This is a genomic window from Vannielia litorea (assembly GCF_018424695.1).
In the GTDB taxonomy this organism is placed as follows: Bacteria; Pseudomonadota; Alphaproteobacteria; order Rhodobacterales; family Rhodobacteraceae; genus Vannielia; species Vannielia litorea_A.
The window spans coordinates 1-16,232 of record NZ_QTNQ01000034.1 but is presented as its reverse complement, the minus strand read 5'-3'; the positions used below and the strand labels follow the sequence as shown (position 1 = coordinate 16,232).

Here is a 16,232-nt window from a genome sequence, read left to right as displayed (position 1 = left end):
ACCCTACCGTGTGCCGGTCGCGGCCAGCGTCTCTGCTTCGGGCGCTTTCGCCCCCATGGGCCGCGCTTTCAGCACGCGCACCCGCGCGATATGCGGATGCAACGCCGGGCGCTGCGAGGCGCTCACGTCGTGGCCGAGGAAGTTGAGCAACATCTGCACCCCCAGCAACACCGGAAAGGCGCTGAGCATGACGGTGCCCGCCGTCGCCGGCACGCCCGTGCGCGCGCTCTCGATCCACTGGGTCACGCCGTAGATGCCTCCGAAGACAAACAGCAGGCTGCCCACCAGCAGCATCAGCGAGGCGGTGGAAAAACCGCGCAGGAAGTAGTTGTAGAAGACGCGCGTGAACAGGTTGCGCGCATGCAGCCACGGAAATTTCAGCAGCGCGTCCAGCTCGCTGAGCCCGCTCTTCTCGTCGCCATAGACGGCCTCCATCGGCACGTCGCTCACCGCCGCGCCGACGGTGCCGAGGCGGAACAGCAGATCGCTCTCGAAGAAGTAGCGCTTGTGCAGCTTGTCCAGCGGCAGAATCGCGGCCACGTCGGCGTGGATCGCGGTGAAGCCGTTGGTCGGGTCGAACAGGTGCCAGAGGCCGGAGGAGAGCTTGCTCATGAACGACAGGCCCGCATTGCCGATCAGCCGCACGGTTGGCATTTTCTGAACGCCGGCGATATCGAAGAAGCGGTTGCCCTTCACGTAATCCGCCTCGCCCCGCAGGATCGGCTCGATCAGCGCCGGTATCAGGCGCGGGTCCATCTGCCCGTCGCTGTCGAGCTTCACGATCACCTTCGCGCCGCCCTCGATCGCCGCGCGGTAGCCGGTGACTGTGGCCGCGCCCACACCGCCGTTCACCTCATGGGTCACCACCTGCACGCGCGGGTCATCGGCGGCGAGTTCGGCCAACACTTCTGCCAGATTGTCGGGGCTGGCATCGTTCACGCAATAGATCCGCCCGATCCCCTCGGGCACCTCGGCGACGACAGCGCGAATGCTGCCCGCGGCCTTGTAGCAGGGGATCACGACGGCGGTGTTGGAAAGCGGTGAGCTGCGCATGGTTCAGGCTCCCTCGGTCAGCTTGAAGGCCCGTATGCCTGGCACACAGGAGTTGATTTCTTGATAACCCGACCAGACCTGCGCAAAGGCGGGGTCTTCGGTGTAGAAGGCTTCGAAGTCCATCGGCAGGGTGCCGATGGCGTGGCGGCCCTCGCGGGCGTCGATCAGCACCAGCGCGGGGTTCTGGCCCATGTCTTTCAGCGCGGCGGCGCGTTCGGCCTGCTCGGCCAGCGCCAGCACCCGGGCCGCCTCGGGCGTGAGGTCGCCCTGCGCCCGCAGCCGCACGATGGCGGGCAGGTAAAGGCGGCTGTTGGTGGCGGCGACCCAGCGGCGGTGGCTGTAGTTCGCCACCGGGAAGCCGGGGTAGGGGTGGGTCGAGAAGGCCATGAAGCCGCCGCCCTCGGGCAAGTTCTGTTGCACCATGCCCACAAGGCAGGCGGTGGCGGTGCCATAGGCGCCGCCCGCCATGCGGTAGCTCAACGCAACCGTGCTCTGAACCGCCAGCAGCGCCAGCCCCAGCGCCAGCGCTCCACCCGCCACCAGCCGGGCGGGGGCGTGGTGGAGCGCGCTCAGGGCGAGCGACAGAAGCGCCAGCGCGGTGACCGGGTAAAAGTGGTAGCTATAGCCCTTCGCCTGTGCCAGCGCAGCAACGAGGAAGCCCGCCGCCGCCAGCGCAATCACCATCGCGGCAGCCGGGCGTCCGCGCCCAAGCGCCGCCGCCAGCGCCACGACGCAGAGCGCCAAGGGCAGGGGCTGGCTCAGGACAACCTGAAGCATCGAGTGGCTGAAGCCCCAGTAAACCTGCGAGATCAGCGGCACCACCTCGGCCAGATAGGGCCGGGCGAAGAGCCAGGTCGCGGCCACATAGGCCACGCCCGTCAGCACGATCAGGAGGTTCTCCAGCGTCAACACCGGGCGCAGGCTGCGCCGCCGGGCCATCGCATAGAGCCCCACCAGCACCGGCACGGCCAGGAAATGCGGCTTGAAGCAAATGCCAACACCCGCTGCCAGCCCCGCCAGCATGGCGGCCAGTGGCGACACCGTGCGCGCCTCGGCCCGCGCCGCCATCAGCATCAGCCACGGCAGGCAGAGCGCCACCGCCAGATGCTCGCGCTGCCCAAAGTCGCGGCCTGCGCCAAGCGTCAACACCAGCGCGAGCCCGGTCAGCAGTGCGGCCCGGCGGGCAGGGGAGAGAGAGGCGGGCAGGGCACGGTTGAAGGCGCCAAGGCTCAGCGCCAGCAGCACCAGCACGACCGCGCGGAAGGTCTCCACCGGCTCGGTGCCCAGCAGCCGCGCCAGCCCGGCCACGGGCGCGTTCAGCCACCAGATCAGCGGCGGGTTGGCGGCAACGATCTCGCGTCCGAAGGTGCCGCCGTCAAGCAGCCGCTCCGACGAGTTGAGCACCCAGGCCACGTCATGGTTGAGGTAGGTCTGCGCCTGAACCAATCCGCCGACGAGTAGGGCAAGCAGGGCCGGAAGCAGCGCAGACTGGCCCGCACGGGCCAATCGGCCACGGTCCGAACTGTCTGATACGAGCGTTGAACCCGTCTGCATCTGTGCCCCTTCTCCGTCGCGTCTCACCGCCGTGTTTGTCACCAATCTGGAAACAAAAGGTGGCGGGATTGCGTCCTTTGCGGGGCGTTTGCGGGTGAAATCATTCGATGGCGAGGGATGCACGCGGACGTCCCGGTGCGGGTGGCAAAATCACTTCGGCGTCCTGCAAAAAAAGGCCGTTACGCCCTGGCGTCAGTCGCGCGTGGCGGCCTCGGCGCGGGCTGCCACGCCCTCGGCCCAGCGCTCCGCCGCAGCACCGAAACAATCGTGGATCGAGTCCACCGCAATCACGCTGCCAGAGGCCATCCGGCCCAGCACCGCGAGGCCGGGGGCGGGGCGCCCGTCCGGCATCAGCGCAAGCCCGTCGGCTGCGGTTGCCGCGCCCAGCCCCTCCGCCACCTCGTGCAGCCAGCCTTCCGCGCGCAGCGCCACCAGCGCCGGGTCGGTCACCGGCGCGAGAGCGGGCGCGGGAAGCACCGCGTCCACCATCGCCGCCGCCGTGAGCGTGGCGGCATCGCCATCCAGCACCCACCCCTCCGGCACCAGCCGAATGTCCGGGTCATCCACCGCCCGCAGATCCACCACGCCCGCGCCGATGAGCGCCAGCAATTCTTCGGCCGAGCGCAATGGCGGCCCGTAGGAAAAGCGCTTCAGCCCGTCGTCGAACTTCAGCAGCGCCGCCGCCGTCTCCGGAGCCATACGCGCCGGGTTGAAGCCGCGCCGCAACGCGTTCTGCCACTTGCGCCAGATCTGCCCCAGGGCATAGCCAATGTCGGGCGGTGCGCCCCGGGCCATGGCTACATGGGCCTCCAGCGCCTCCACCGCGCCCCGCGTCTCCTGGCTTCCGGGGGCGTCACGCTCTTTTGCCAGCCAGCGCTGCACCGGCGCCTCGCCCGCGCCAGACAGCCGGGCCACCGGGGCCTCCAAAGCTGCACACAGGCGCTCCAGCGCCGCCTCCGCCGGCAAGGCAACGGCCTGCGCCAGCGCGGCCGTGAAGGCCTCCGTCTCTGCCTCCTGCGGATCAAAGCGGGCGTCTACCTCGGCGTCTGCCGGCTTGGGCGCAGGGGCGTGGCCATCAAGCGAGAAGGGCAGGATGCGTGCAGGCTCACGCCCCGATCTCACGTAGCTGTCGCCCTCGAACCTCCCGCCCTGGCCCAGCGTCAGCAGCCGCAGCACATCCAGGGTCGAAAGGCCCAGGCCGCGCAGCCCCACAACCTTTCCGGCCCAACCCTCCGCCGCCTCGCGCAGGGCAGTGCCGGGGTAGGCCGGCCGCAGCGGCAGGTCGTGGGCCTCGGCGTGGTCCTTCCAACGGGCCAGCTGCGGATCGGGCGCGCTCTCGGCCTGGCCCTGGGTCAGCAGCACTTCGTCGAAGGGGCCGTGTGTTTCGCCCGCGCGCAGCCACCACGCGCCATCGCGACGCTCGATCGCCTCCAACCGCGGCGCGTGCATCACAAGGCTCATCCGCGCGGCCAGCGCCTCGAAGCGCGCGGCAAAGAACCGGCCCAGATCGGCCCGGGGCGGAAACACCTCCGGCCCTTTGCCGAGCCAGTCGCCAAAGGCGCTGCCGTCGATCCGCACCTCGCGCACAGGCAGGTTCAGCAGGCAAAGCGGGCTCTCGCCGGGGGCAAAGTTCGGCCCTGCGCCCCAGGGCTGCACCGGGTCGAACACCTCCACCCGCAGGCCCGCCGCGCGCGCCGCCAGCGCCTCCGCCGCGCCAAGGCCCCGCGGCCCCATCCCGATAATCGCGATCCGGCGCTTTTTGCCCGTGTCTGTCATGACAGGCTTTGTCGGCTATCCCCGCGCCGTATGGAAGCCTGAAATGAGTTGCTTCAGCCCCAGCGCCGCGCCCGCGAAGATCGCGGCGAAGGTCACCGGCGCCGACCAGGCCAGCACCGAGAAGGCGCTGATCCCCTGACCCACCGAGCAGCCCACCGCCAGAACCGCGCCGGGGCCCATGAGCGCCGCGCCGATCATCTGCCGCTTCAGCTCGCGCGGATCTTCGCAGGCCTCCCAGCGAAAATGCCCCTTGAAGAGCGAGCCCGCAAAGGCCCCTATGAGCACCCCCACCACCGAGCCCACGCTGAACGACAGGGTGTTGCCGCTCGCCGTCATCACCCAGAAGATCGTGTCGCCCAGCGGCTGAGAGAAGGTATGGGTGGCAATCCGCTCTCCCGCGAAGCCGGTGTGCGCCACCCAGTAGGTGCCGATCCAGCCCGAGAGCACCGCAAGCCCCACCCCGATGCCCCAGCCGATGTGCCCGGGCGAGCGCAGCATCTCCCGGCTCGCGAGCCCGAGGGCGAGCAGGACAAGGCCGAATGCGAGGGCCACCGCCACCGGCGAGACGCCCGCCGCGCCGCCAAGGCTTTCGGCAAAGCCCTGCGGCTGCACGGCCATGTCTTCCACCGGAAACAGCCACACGCGGGCCCGCGCCAGCGGGCCGGACAGCACCGCATAGGCCGAGAGGCCCATGACGAGCACAATGATGAAGCCGCGCAGGTCGCCGCCGCCCAGCCGGGCCAGCGCGCCGTAGCCGCAATTGCCCGCAATCGCCATTCCGTAGCCAAACATCAGCCCGCCCACGATGCTGCCGAGCGGCCCCCACACGCGGGTCAGGTAAAGCGTTTCCGTCGGGTCGAAGTGCCCGCCGGCGCGCGCGAGAGCCACGCCCACGACGGCGGTGCCGATGGCCAGCGCCCACATCCGCAGGCGGCGGCTGTCTCCGGCATAAAGCAGGTCTTCGATGGCGCCGAGCGTGCAAAAGCGGCCCACCCGCGCCGCGAGGCCCAGCAGGATACCGCCCGCAAGCCCCACGAGGGCCACGGCGTTGGCATCACCGATCCTGTCGAGAAGTGTTTCGAACACCCGGCTCTCCTCCCAAAGCTCCGGACATCCGCAATGGGCCGGTCAGCCCTCCTTGCAGAACATCTCGTAGACGACTTCCATCATCTTCTTCGGGCGGTCGTCGGCGAGGCTGTAGTAAATCGCCTTGCCGTCGCGGCGCGGCGTCACCAGCCCTTCGAGCCGAAGCCGCGAAAGCTGCTGCGACACGGCGGCCTGCCGGGCGCTCAGAAGCTCTTCCAGCTCGGTCACCGTCTTCTCGCCGGTCGCGAGGTGGCAAAGGATCATCAGGCGGCCCTCATGGCTTATCGCCTTCAGGAAGTTCGCCGCCGCCGTCGCGTTGGCCACCATCCTGTCCATGTCCTCGGCGCACATGTTCTTGTCGAACACCGGAAGGTTCGGCTTTTCGTCCAGCATGTTGTCGGTTCCCTCGGCTCTCATCCCACGCGCCCGGCCTCAGCCGGTCTCACCCTCATTTGTTTCGGCGGGCAGGGCCACGCCGCTTTGTTCCATCAGCTGCCCCAGCAGCCCCCAGAAGAAATCCTCGCCCGGGTATCCCTCGATCCGGCCCAGCTCGGCACCATCGCGCACCAGCACGAATGTTGGCGTAAAATGCAGCCCCCGGTCAAACGCGATGTCCTCCGGTGGCGCGCCGATCATCTCGCGGCGCAGCGGCGCAGCACGGCCCTCGGGCGTTTTGGCGTAGATCGGCCCGATCTCCTTGTTCCACCGCGCGCACCACGCACAGCCCTCCTCCTCCACCATGACCAACACGGTTTCGGCCCGTGCCAGTGCCGGCAGGACCGTGAGCGCGAAGGTCAGGAGAAGGGCCGAGAGCCACAGCGGCATCGATCCCGATTGACGTTCCATTCAACAAACATAATATGATAATGGGTCCAGAACAAGGCCCGCAATCAGGGAGGAGGGGTCATGCTGCTCGACGTCGGCATCTGGAGTGCGTTCATCGGCGGGCTGGTGGTGTTCTTCTCCCCCTGCGTGCTGCCCATCGTGCCCTTCTACCTGTCCTACATGGCGGGCGTCGGCATGTCAGAAATCTCGGCCGACGGCACCCTGGCGCGCGGCGCGCGGCTCCGCCTGATCGCCTCCGCCATCATGTTCTCGCTCGGCATGATGACCGTTTTTGCCATCCTCGGGGCAGGGGCCTTTGCCATCTCCGAGCTGTTCAAAACCTATATCGACTACTTCCGCTATGCCGCCGGGGCGCTGGTGCTCATCATGGGCCTGCACTTCCTCGGCGTCTATCGCATCGGCTTCCTCGACCGCACTCTCCAGATGGACGCGGGCGACACTTCCAACATGACGATCTGGTCTTCCTACCTCGTCGGCCTCGCCTTCATGGCGGGGTGGACGCCCTGCGTCGGCGGCGTACTCACCGGCGTCTTCATGATGGCCTCCACAGACGAGACCGCCTGGCGCGGGCTGCTCATGGTCAACGTCTTCGGCGCGGGCATGGTGCTGCCCTTCATCATTGCCGCTCTGTTCACCGCGCCCTTCATGCAGTTTGCCGGGAGCTTCAAAAAGCACCTCGGCAAGATGGAGAAGGTCATGGGCGTCTTGCTCATCCTCTTCGCCGTCCTAATTCTCACCGGGACCGTCAACGCCATCGCCTGGTGGCTGATCGAGAAGTTCCCGGTCTTCACCAGCTAGCAACGGGAGACCCAGATGAAACGCCTGCTCACCCTCTTCGCGGCCCTTCTCGTGGCCAGCGCCGCCCACGCTGAAATCGGCGACGATGGGCTGTACAAGGAGCCCTGGTTCCGCGACACCTTCAAGGACATGAGTGAGGACCTGTCTGAAGCGGGTGCCGAGGGCAAGCGCTTCATGGTCATCATCGAGCAAAGGGGCTGCATCTATTGCAAGAAGATGCACGAAGAGGTCTTCTCCGACCCGGTTGTGAAACAGCTGATCGAAGACAACTACTTCGTCGTCCAGTTGAACATGTTCGGTGACATTGAGGTCACGGATTTCGACGGCGAGTCCATGGCCGAGAAAGACATGGTCAAACGCTGGAACGCGCTCTTCACCCCGACGATTCTCTTTTTCCCCGAATCCGTGGAAGAGGGGCAGACCGGCGCACAGGCGGCGGTTGTCACGATGCCCGGAGCCTTCGGTAAGTGGACCACCGTGAACCTGCTCAACTGGGTGCTCGAAAAGGGCTACGATGGCGACGAACCCTTTCAAAAGTATCATGCTCGCAAGTTTTCCGAGCAGGCCGGATGAGCCATGCTGCACTGCAACATAATCACTAATTCACGTAAATGAATTTGATATTGCGGTGGTGCCCCTTTGTGCGCTACCGTATGCCGACAAAGGTAGCGGGTCCGGGAAGGCCCGGCCACCCAAGGGAGGGATCATGAACAAAACGCTTGGAGCGATCGCAGCCGTGTCCGTGCTCTGCACCGCGGCCTGGGCCGAAACCGTCGCCCCCACCGCCGTCGCCTACGATGAGTATGGCGCCGTCGAGGGGTCGCTGACCGGCACCGCCGGTGATGTCGAGAATGGTGCGGTTCTCATGAACAAGGGCGCGGGCAACTGCGTTGCCTGTCACCAGATCTCGGCCCTGCCCGAACTGGCTTTCCAGGGCGAGATCGGCCCCGCGCTCGACGGTGCCGGCAGCCGCTGGACCGAGGGCGAGCTGCGCGGGATCGTGGCGAACGCCAAGAAAACCTTCGAGGGCACCATGATGCCGTCGTTCTACAAGACCGAGGGCTTCATCCGCCTGGGCAACGCCTACACCGGCAAGGCCCACGAGGGCGATGTGGCACCGCTTCTGACGGCTCAGGACGTCGAGGATGTGGTGGCCTTCCTGATGACGCTCAAAGACGAGTAACCCATTTCTCACCGGCCCGCCGACCGGGCCGCAAAGGAGGCTTTGATGAACCTTAGCAGACGAGACACCCTGTTCCTGGGCGCCGGCGCGGCTCTGGCCGCCACGCTGCCCATGCCCGCCATGGCCGATGCCGTGGCCGATGCGATTTCCGCCTTCACCGGCGGGGCCGACGTGGCCGAAGGCGGCGTTGACATCGACGCGCCCGAAATCGCCGAAAACGGCAACACCGTGCCGATCGGCGTGAGCGCCGAGGGCGCAGAGAGCATCATGGTGCTGGCCACGGGCAACCCCACGCCCGCCGTCGCCACCTTCACTTTCGGCCCGCTGGCCGCCAGCCAGGCCGGGTCCACGCGCATCCGCCTCGCCAAGACCCAGGATGTCGTGGCCGTGGCCAAAATGTCCGACGGAAGCTTCAAGCAGGCGTCGGCAACCGTGAAAGTCACCATCGGCGGCTGCGGCGGCTGAGGCAGAGAGTTAGAGGAGACAAGCAAAATGGCATCTGGTGTCAAACCCCGCGTCAAAGTCCCCAAGTCGGCCTCTGCCGGCGAGGCGATCACGATCAAAACGCTGATCTCGCACCCCATGGAGAGCGGCCAGCGCAAGGACGGCGACGGCAACCCCATTCCGCGCTCGATCATCAACCACTTCACCTGCACGTTCAACGGCGAGACCGTGATCGACGTGAAGATGGAGCCCGCGATCTCGACCAACCCCTACTTCGAATTCGAGGCCACCGTGCCCGAGTCGGGGACCTTCGAGTTCACATGGCAGGACGACGACGGCTCGACCTACACCGAGTCCAAGGAAATCACCGTCGGCTGATCGCCGCCGCGCACGTTCAGGGAGGGACGCGTGACAAAAGCAAGCAAACGCGCAAGCTACATCGCACTCATAGCGGCTTCCGCCTTCGCGGTGGCTGCCAATGCCGGGCCGGATGAGGACAGCCTCACCATCAACGGCGAGACCGAGATCGTCACCGAGACGGCCGCGCCCGATCACCTGTCGGACGCCTTCGATACGATCTACTCCGGCTGGCGTTTCCGCACCGACGAAACCCAGGCGCTGGAGATGGACGACTTCGACAACCCCGGCATGCTGACGGTCGATGCCGCGATGGAGGCCTATGCCACCGTCGAAGGCTCGGCGGGCGAAAGCTGTCAGGGCTGCCATGAGGGCGTCGAGAACTTCGAGGGCCTGACGGCCACCATGCCCAAGGTTGATGAAGAGACCGGCAAGCTGGTGACCATGGAAGACGTCATCAACGAGTGCCGCACCGAGCGCATGGGTGCCGACGCATGGAAGTGGTCGGGCAACGAGATGCAGGGCATGGTCGCCCTGATCGGGCTGCAATCGCGCGGCATGCCGATGAACGTGGCCATCGACGGGCCCGCCGCCCCCTTCTGGGAGCAGGGCAAGGAGATGTATTACACCCGCTACGGCCAGCTCGAGCTGAGCTGCGCCAACTGCCACGAAGACAACTACGGCAACATGATCCGCGCCGACCATCTCAGCCAGGGGCAGACCAACGGCTTCCCCACCTACCGGCTGAAGCAGGCCAAGCTGATCTCCAAGCACAACCGCTTCCGGGGCTGTATCCGCGATACCCGTGCCGAGACCTTCGCCGAGGGCTCCGACGAGTTTCGCGCGCTGGAGCTCTACGTCGCCTCGCGCGGCAACGGGCTCTCGGTCGAAACCCCGGCGGTTCGCCAGTAAGCTAGGCCCGCGTCGGAGTGATCCGGCGCGGGTTTTCTGTCCCGGACAGATGCACACATGCGCATATAAATTCAGGATTACTCTCTTATGATCTCCCGCCGCGATTTCCTGCAAGTCGGCATGGCCGCCTCCGCCCTCCTCGGCACCTCCGGTTTCGGCAACTGGGCCCGCCTCGCGGCGCAGCAGGCGCTCACGCAGGACCAGCTTCTGGAGTTCGACACCTTCGGCAACGTCTCCCTCATCCACGTCACCGACATCCACGCCCAGCTGAAGCCCGTCTACTTCCGCGAGCCTTCGGTGAACCTCGGCGTCGGTGAAAACCTCGGCAAGGTGCCCCACGTCACCGGAGCCGACTTCCGCGCGCTCTACGGCATCGAAGACGGCTCGCCCTCCCACTACGCCCTCTCCTCCGGCGACTTCGCCGCGCTGGCCGCGCAATATGGCCGCGTCGGCGGGCTGGACCGCGTGGCCACCGTCATCAACTCCATCCGCGCCGACCGCCCTGATGCTCTCCTGCTCGATGGCGGCGACACATGGCACGGCTCCTACACCTGCCTGCAAACGCAGGGGCAGGACATGGTCAATGTGATGAACGCCCTCAAGCCCGACGCCATGACCTTCCACTGGGAGTTCACCCTCGGCTCCGACCGCGTCAACGAGATCGTCGAGGGCCTGCCCTTCGCCGCGCTGGGCCAGAACATCTTCGACGCCGAGTGGGATGAACCGGCAGAGCTCTTCCCACCCTACCAGATGTTCGAGCGCGGCGGCACCAAGATCGCCGTCATCGGCCAGGCCTTCCCCTACATGCCTATCGCCAACCCCGGCTGGATGTTCCCCGAATACAGCTTCGGCATCCGCGACGAGCACATGGCCGAGATGGTCGAAGAGGTCCGCAGCCAAGGCGCCGAGGTGGTCGTCGTGCTTTCCCACAACGGCTTCGACGTCGACAAGAAGATGGCCTCCGTGGTGCCGGGGATCGACGTCATCCTCTCCGGCCACACCCACGACGCGCTCCCCGAGCCTGTCGTGGTCGGTAACACCATCGTCGTCGCTTCCGGCTCCCACGGCAAGTTCGTCAGCCGTGTGGATCTCGACGTGCGCGATGGCCGGATGATGGGCTACCGCCACAAGCTCATCCCGATCTTCTCCGACGTCATCACGCCGGACCCAGCGATGACCGCCCTCATCGACGAGCAGCGGGCCCCCTACGAGGCCGAGATGGCCGAAGTGATCGGCCAGAACGACACCACCCTCTATCGCCGCGGCAACTTCAACGGCACATGGGACGACCTGATCTGCGACGCCCTCCTCTCCGAGCGCGACGCCCAGATCGCCATGTCCCCCGGCGTCCGCTGGGGCGCCTCCATGATCCCCGGGCAGGACATCACCCGCGAAGACATCTTCAACGTCACTTCGATGACCTACCCCAACGCCTACCGCACTGAAATGACCGGCGAATTCATCAAGGTTATCCTCGAAGACGTGGCCGACAACATCTTCAACCCCGATCCCTACTACCAGCAGGGCGGCGACATGGTCCGCATCGGCGGCATGGGCTACCAGATCGACATCAACAAGCCCCAGGGCGAGCGCATCTCTAACATGACGCTCCTCTCCTCCGGCGAAGCCATCGACCCTGCCAAGAGCTACACCGTCGCCGGATGGGCCTCGGTGAACGAAGGCACTGAAGGCCCGCCCATCTGGGATGTGGTCGAGGCGCATATCCAGAAGCTCGGAACGGTCACCGCCACCGACCATGACAACGTGAAAGTGGTCGTCGACTGAGGCCGCATCCGCGCGCGAACAGGGAGGAGACCAGACTATGAACAAGCTCATCACGGGTGCGGTGGCCGCCATGGCGCTCACCCCCGGCGCCGCATTGGCCGAAGGCAAAACCCATCACCTCGCCATTCACGTCGATCAGTCCGATGCGAAGGTCATGAACATGGCGCTGAACAACGCCGCCAACGTGGCCGCCTACTACGCCGAACAGGGCGACGAGGTGGTCATCGAAATGGTCGCCTACGGCCCCGGCCTGCTGATGTATGTCGACGGCAAAAGCCCCGTTGCCGACCGCATCTCGGCCATGTCGCTCGAGCTGGATAACATTTCCTTCTCCGCCTGCGCCAATACCCATGAAGCCATGAAGAAGAAACAGGGCGGCGACGTGCCCCTGATGGAAGAGGCCAAACTTGTGCCTTCCGGCGTCGTTCGCCTGATCGAACTGCAAGAAGAGGGCTACGCCTACGTCCGGCCGTAACGGCCCGCTGTCGGCGCGACCCGCGAGACCAACCAACCGGAGACCAACATGACAACGGAAAGCAAAGGCCCCTCGCGCCGACAGTTCCTGTCCAGTGCCGCCGCGCTCGGCGCTGGCACCGTTGCCCTTGCGGGATCGGCCCGCGCCGAGGGCGACCCGCTCATCACAGAAGTGCAGGAATGGGCCTCGGGCCTCGGCGAGGGCGTCGATGCCACCCCCTACGGCATGCCCATCGAGTATGAGGCCGACGTGATCCGGCGCAACGTGCCATGGCTCACCGCCGATCCGATCTCTTCGATCAACTTCACGCCCATCCACGCGCTCGACGGCACCATCACGCCCCAGGGCTGCGCCTTCGAGCGCCACCACTCCGGGGCCATCGAACTCCGCAAGGAAGACTACCGGCTGATGATCAACGGCCTCGTCGGCCAACCGCTCGTCTTCACCTACGCCGATCTGGAGCGTTTCCCGCGTGAGAACCACGTATATTTCTGCGAATGTGCGGCCAATACCGGCATGGAATGGGCCGGCGCCCAGCTCAACGGCGCCCAGTTCACCCACGGCATGATCCACAACATGGAATACACCGGCATCCCGCTGCGGACGCTCCTCAAGGAAGCCGGCTATGACGGCACCGTGGAGGGCCGCTGGGTCTATGTCGAAGGGGCCGATGCGTCGTCCAACGGGCGCTCGATCCCGATGGAAAAGGCGCTTGATGACGTGCTCGTGGCCTTCAAGGCCAACGGCGAAGCTTTGCGTAAAGAGCACGGGTACCCGGTGCGCCTCGTCGTGCCCGGCTGGGAAGGCAACATGTGGATCAAGTGGCTGCGCCGGATCGAAGTGACCGACGCCGCCGTGGAAAGCCGCGAGGAAACCTCCAAATACACTGACACATTGGCCGACGGCACGTCGCGCAAGTGGACATGGGTGATGGACGCCAAATCCGTCGTCACCTCGCCCAGCCCGCAATCCCCCATCACCCACGGCCCCGGCCCGCTGGTCATCACCGGCATGGCCTGGTCCGGTCACGGGCGCATTACCCGCGTGGATGTGTCCAAGGACGGCGGAAAAACATGGGAAACGGCACGCTTGGGGCGCACCCAGGGTGACACCAAGGCCCTGACCCGCTTCTACCTCGACACCGAGTGGGACGGCTCCGAGATGCTGCTGCAAAGCCGCGCAATGGATGTAACCGGCTACGTCCAACCCACAAAGACCCAGCTGCGCGAAGTGCGCGGCCTCAACTCGGTCTACCACAACAACTGCATCCAGACCTGGCATGTGAACACCGACGGGAGCGCCGAAAATGTCGAAGTTTCTTAATACCTTCGCCCCCGTGATGGGGGGCACCGCCGTGCTGCTCGGTTCGGCCTACATCCTCGCCGATCAGTTCGTCGCCGACATCCCCGCGCCGCTGCGCGGTCAGGCCGTGCCCGCTGCCTCGGCCCAGTCCGAGCCACCAGCCGAAGAGTTGGCGCAAGCCACCGATGAGGCCGCGACAGCCGAGGCCACCGAGGACGCTCCTGCCGAGGCGACGGCCGAGGCCACCGAGGAGGCCTCTGCAGAGGAGCAATCCGCCGTCACCCAAGCCGCCGCCAGCCCCAACACTGGCGCAACCTTCGGCCTTGGCCGCCCGGCCACCGACGATGAAATCGCCGCCTGGGATGTGAAGGTCATGCCCGACGGGCGCGGCCTGCCTGAGGGCTCCGGCTCGGTCGAAGACGGCGAAATGCTCTTCTCCGAAAACTGCGCCGTCTGCCACGGCGAATTCGCCGAAGGCTCCGGCAACTGGCCCAAGCTGGCGGGCGGCGATGATACCCTCGCCGACGAAGACCCGCTCAAGACGGTGGGCTCCTACTGGCCCTACCTCTCCACCACTTGGGATTACGTCCACCGCTCCATGCCCTTCGGCGCGGCCCAGACCCTCTCGGCGGATGACACCTATGCCATCACCGCCTACATCCTCTATTCCAACTTCATGGTGGATGAGGATTTCGTGCTCTCGAAAGAGAACTTCCTCGAAGTCGAGATGCCCAACGCCGATGGCTTCATCGTCGATGACCGCGCCGAAACGGAATATCCCCAATGGCGCACCGAGCCCTGCATGGAAAACTGCAAGGAGAGCGTTGAAATCACCATGCGTGCCACCGTGCTTGACGTGACCCCGGAAGAGGAAGGCGCAGCCGAGGCCGCCCCGGTGGAAGACGCCGCCTCAGAGATGGTGGTCGAAGAGCCGGTGGAAGAAACCGCCGACGCCGGGGCCGAAGCGGTGGTCGAAGAGGTCGCCGCAGAAGAGGCCTCGCAAGAAGCCCCTGCCGAGGAAACCATGGCCGCCGCAAACCCGGAGCTGATCGCCGATGGCGAAAAGGTCTTCCGCAAGTGCAAGGCCTGCCACCAGGTGGGCGAGGGCGCCGCAAACAAGACCGGTCCTCAGCTCAACGGCATCATGGGCCGCACCGCCGGCACCGTGGAGGGCTTCAAGTATTCCAAGGCGATGACTGAAGCGGGCGAAGGCGGGCTGGTCTGGAACACCGAGACGCTGGCTGAATTTCTCACCAAGCCCAAGTCCTTCCTCAAGGGGACCAAGATGTCCTTCAACGGACTGCGCAAGGAAAGCGACATCGAGGCGGTCGAGGCCTACCTCGGCAGCTTCTCTGAATGATCGGCCTCCGCGCCCTCGCAACACTCACCGCGCTCGGCCTTGCGCCGGGCGCGGCCTTCGCCTCCGAAACGGGCGACCCGGCGCGCGGCGCCCAGGCATTCTCCAAATGCAAGGGCTGCCACCAGGTCGGCCCCGAGGCCACCAACCGCATCGGCCCGCAGCTCAACGGTCTCTTCGGGCGCCGCGCGGCTTCTGTCGAGGGCTTCCGCTATTCCAAGGCCTTCACCCGCGCAGGCGAGAAAGGGCTGGAGTGGCACGCCGATACGCTCGACGCTTTCCTTGAAGAACCCAAGCAGCTCGTCCCCGGCACCCGCATGAGCTATCGCGGCGAGGCCGATGCGCAGGTCCGCGCCGATCTCATCGCCTATCTACGCAGCTTCTCCGCCTCACCGCAAAACATCCCCGAGGCCGACCCGACGGCTCGTGGCATCGACCATGATGTCGCCCCCGATATCCTCGCGCTGGTGGGCGATCCGGAGTATGGTGAATATCTGGCGTCGGAGTGCACCACCTGCCACCAGGCCTCCGGCGGTGACGAGGGCATCCCCTCCATCACCCTCTGGCCGGAAGAAGATTTCGTCATCGCCATGCACGCCTACAAGGCCAAGAAACGCGAGCACCCGGTGATGAACATGGTCGCCGGACGTCTCGGCGACGAAGAGATCGCGGCACTCGCCGCCTATTTTGCGACCCTGGAGGAGTGAACGGGTCGCGCAGAACAGGGAGGACACCAGCATGAAACTGAACCGACGGACATTCCTCGGGACCGCTGCCGCAGGCACCGCCGCGCTCTCCGCGCCCATGGTCCGGGCCGCCTCGCATGGCATGCCCCGGGTCGTGGTGATCGGCGGCGGGGCAGGGGGCGCCACCGCCGCCCGCTACATCGCCAAAGACAGCGAAGGCGCCATCGACGTGGTGCTGATCGAGCCGACCCGCACCTATTACACGTGCTTCTTCTCCAACCTCTACCTCGGCGGCTTCCGCGACCTTCAGAGCATCGCCCACAGCTACGGCACGCTGGCCTCCGAATACGGCATCAACGTGGTGCACGACTGGGCCGTGGGCGTGGATCGTGACGCCAAGACCGTCGCCCTCGCAGGCGGCGGCTCGGTGCCCTACGACAAGCTGGTGATCTCGCCCGGAATCGATTTCGTGCCCGGCTCCGTCCCCGGCTGGTCGGTTCTGGCGCAAAACGCCATGCCCCACGCCTACAAGGCTGGCAGCCAGTCCGAGCTGCTGAAAGCCCAGATCGAGGCCATGCCCGAGGGCGGCACCTACTGCATGGTGGCCCCACCCAACCC

At 66.1% G+C, this 16,232-nt stretch carries 18 protein-coding genes; 12 read left to right on the top strand and 6 right to left on the bottom strand.

Annotation, left to right across the window (positions count from 1 at the left end; all coding sequences use genetic code 11):
- Window positions 1-3: 3 nt before the first annotated feature.
- From DYI42_RS12815 to DYI42_RS12790, 6 genes are all read right to left on the bottom strand, one after another.
- The gene (locus DYI42_RS12815) at window positions 4-1,053 is read right to left on the bottom strand and encodes a glycosyltransferase family 2 protein (RefSeq protein WP_213546348.1); all 1,050 of its coding nucleotides are present in this window, start codon (window positions 1,051-1,053) and stop codon (window positions 4-6) included.
- Window positions 1,054-1,056: 3 nt separating this feature from the next.
- Window positions 1,057-2,607 (bottom strand): hypothetical protein, encoded by a 1,551-nt coding sequence (locus DYI42_RS12810; RefSeq protein ID WP_213546346.1) that lies wholly within the window; start codon window positions 2,605-2,607, stop codon window positions 1,057-1,059.
- A gap of 192 nt (window positions 2,608-2,799) precedes the next feature.
- Entirely contained in the window at window positions 2,800-4,383 is a 1,584-nt protein-coding gene (locus tag DYI42_RS12805; RefSeq protein WP_213546344.1) for an FAD/NAD(P)-binding protein, read from the bottom strand.
- 15 nt (window positions 4,384-4,398) lie between these two features.
- The gene (locus DYI42_RS12800) at window positions 4,399-5,469 is read right to left on the bottom strand and encodes a YeeE/YedE family protein (protein WP_213546343.1); all 1,071 of its coding nucleotides are present in this window, start codon (window positions 5,467-5,469) and stop codon (window positions 4,399-4,401) included.
- A gap of 42 nt (window positions 5,470-5,511) precedes the next feature.
- Complete coding sequence (locus tag DYI42_RS12795) at window positions 5,512-5,886, bottom strand: ArsR/SmtB family transcription factor (RefSeq protein WP_440870642.1); 375 nt, start codon at window positions 5,884-5,886, stop codon at window positions 5,512-5,514.
- A 15-nt stretch (window positions 5,887-5,901) separates the two neighbouring features.
- The gene (locus DYI42_RS12790) at window positions 5,902-6,315 is read right to left on the bottom strand and encodes a hypothetical protein (protein WP_244867893.1); all 414 of its coding nucleotides are present in this window, start codon (window positions 6,313-6,315) and stop codon (window positions 5,902-5,904) included.
- 60 nt (window positions 6,316-6,375) lie between these two features.
- Here DYI42_RS12790 and DYI42_RS12785 point away from each other — a divergent pair, with 60 nt between their 5' ends.
- The 12 genes from DYI42_RS12785 to DYI42_RS12730 all read left to right on the top strand — a co-directional run.
- Window positions 6,376-7,113 carry a cytochrome c biogenesis CcdA family protein gene (locus DYI42_RS12785; RefSeq protein ID WP_213546341.1) on the top strand — a complete coding sequence of 246 codons (738 nt, stop codon included), beginning with the start codon at window positions 6,376-6,378 and terminating at the stop codon, window positions 7,111-7,113.
- 15 nt (window positions 7,114-7,128) lie between these two features.
- Window positions 7,129-7,686 carry a thioredoxin family protein gene (locus DYI42_RS12780; RefSeq protein ID WP_213546339.1) on the top strand — a complete coding sequence of 186 codons (558 nt, stop codon included), beginning with the start codon at window positions 7,129-7,131 and terminating at the stop codon, window positions 7,684-7,686.
- A gap of 133 nt (window positions 7,687-7,819) precedes the next feature.
- Entirely contained in the window at window positions 7,820-8,296 is a 477-nt protein-coding gene (gene soxX / locus DYI42_RS12775) for a sulfur oxidation c-type cytochrome SoxX (protein ID WP_213546337.1), read from the top strand.
- Window positions 8,297-8,341: 45 nt separating this feature from the next.
- Complete coding sequence (gene soxY, locus DYI42_RS12770) at window positions 8,342-8,761, top strand: thiosulfate oxidation carrier protein SoxY (protein ID WP_213546335.1); 420 nt, start codon at window positions 8,342-8,344, stop codon at window positions 8,759-8,761.
- Between the two features lie 27 nt (window positions 8,762-8,788).
- Entirely contained in the window at window positions 8,789-9,118 is a 330-nt protein-coding gene (gene soxZ, locus DYI42_RS12765) for a thiosulfate oxidation carrier complex protein SoxZ (protein ID WP_213546333.1), read from the top strand.
- A 30-nt stretch (window positions 9,119-9,148) separates the two neighbouring features.
- Entirely contained in the window at window positions 9,149-10,009 is an 861-nt protein-coding gene (gene soxA, locus DYI42_RS12760) for a sulfur oxidation c-type cytochrome SoxA (RefSeq protein ID WP_440870641.1), read from the top strand.
- An 87-nt stretch (window positions 10,010-10,096) separates the two neighbouring features.
- Complete coding sequence (gene soxB, locus DYI42_RS12755) at window positions 10,097-11,794, top strand: thiosulfohydrolase SoxB (RefSeq protein ID WP_213546332.1); 1,698 nt, start codon at window positions 10,097-10,099, stop codon at window positions 11,792-11,794.
- Between the two features lie 37 nt (window positions 11,795-11,831).
- Entirely contained in the window at window positions 11,832-12,269 is a 438-nt protein-coding gene (locus DYI42_RS12750) for a DsrE family protein (protein ID WP_213546331.1), read from the top strand.
- A 48-nt stretch (window positions 12,270-12,317) separates the two neighbouring features.
- On the top strand, window positions 12,318-13,592 hold the full coding sequence (soxC, locus tag DYI42_RS12745; protein WP_213546330.1) for a sulfite dehydrogenase: 1,275 nt from the start codon (window positions 12,318-12,320) through the stop codon (window positions 13,590-13,592).
- The gene (locus DYI42_RS12740; RefSeq protein ID WP_213546329.1) at window positions 13,576-14,931 is read left to right on the top strand and encodes a c-type cytochrome; all 1,356 of its coding nucleotides are present in this window, start codon (window positions 13,576-13,578) and stop codon (window positions 14,929-14,931) included. Before soxC ends, DYI42_RS12740 begins: the two co-directional genes overlap by 17 nt.
- Window positions 14,928-15,635 (top strand): c-type cytochrome, encoded by a 708-nt coding sequence (locus tag DYI42_RS12735; RefSeq protein WP_213546328.1) that lies wholly within the window; start codon window positions 14,928-14,930, stop codon window positions 15,633-15,635. Before DYI42_RS12740 ends, DYI42_RS12735 begins: the two co-directional genes overlap by 4 nt.
- A 31-nt stretch (window positions 15,636-15,666) precedes the next feature.
- On the top strand, window positions 15,667-16,232 hold a 566-nt coding region (locus DYI42_RS12730; protein ID WP_213546327.1), incomplete at its 3' end, for an FAD-dependent oxidoreductase.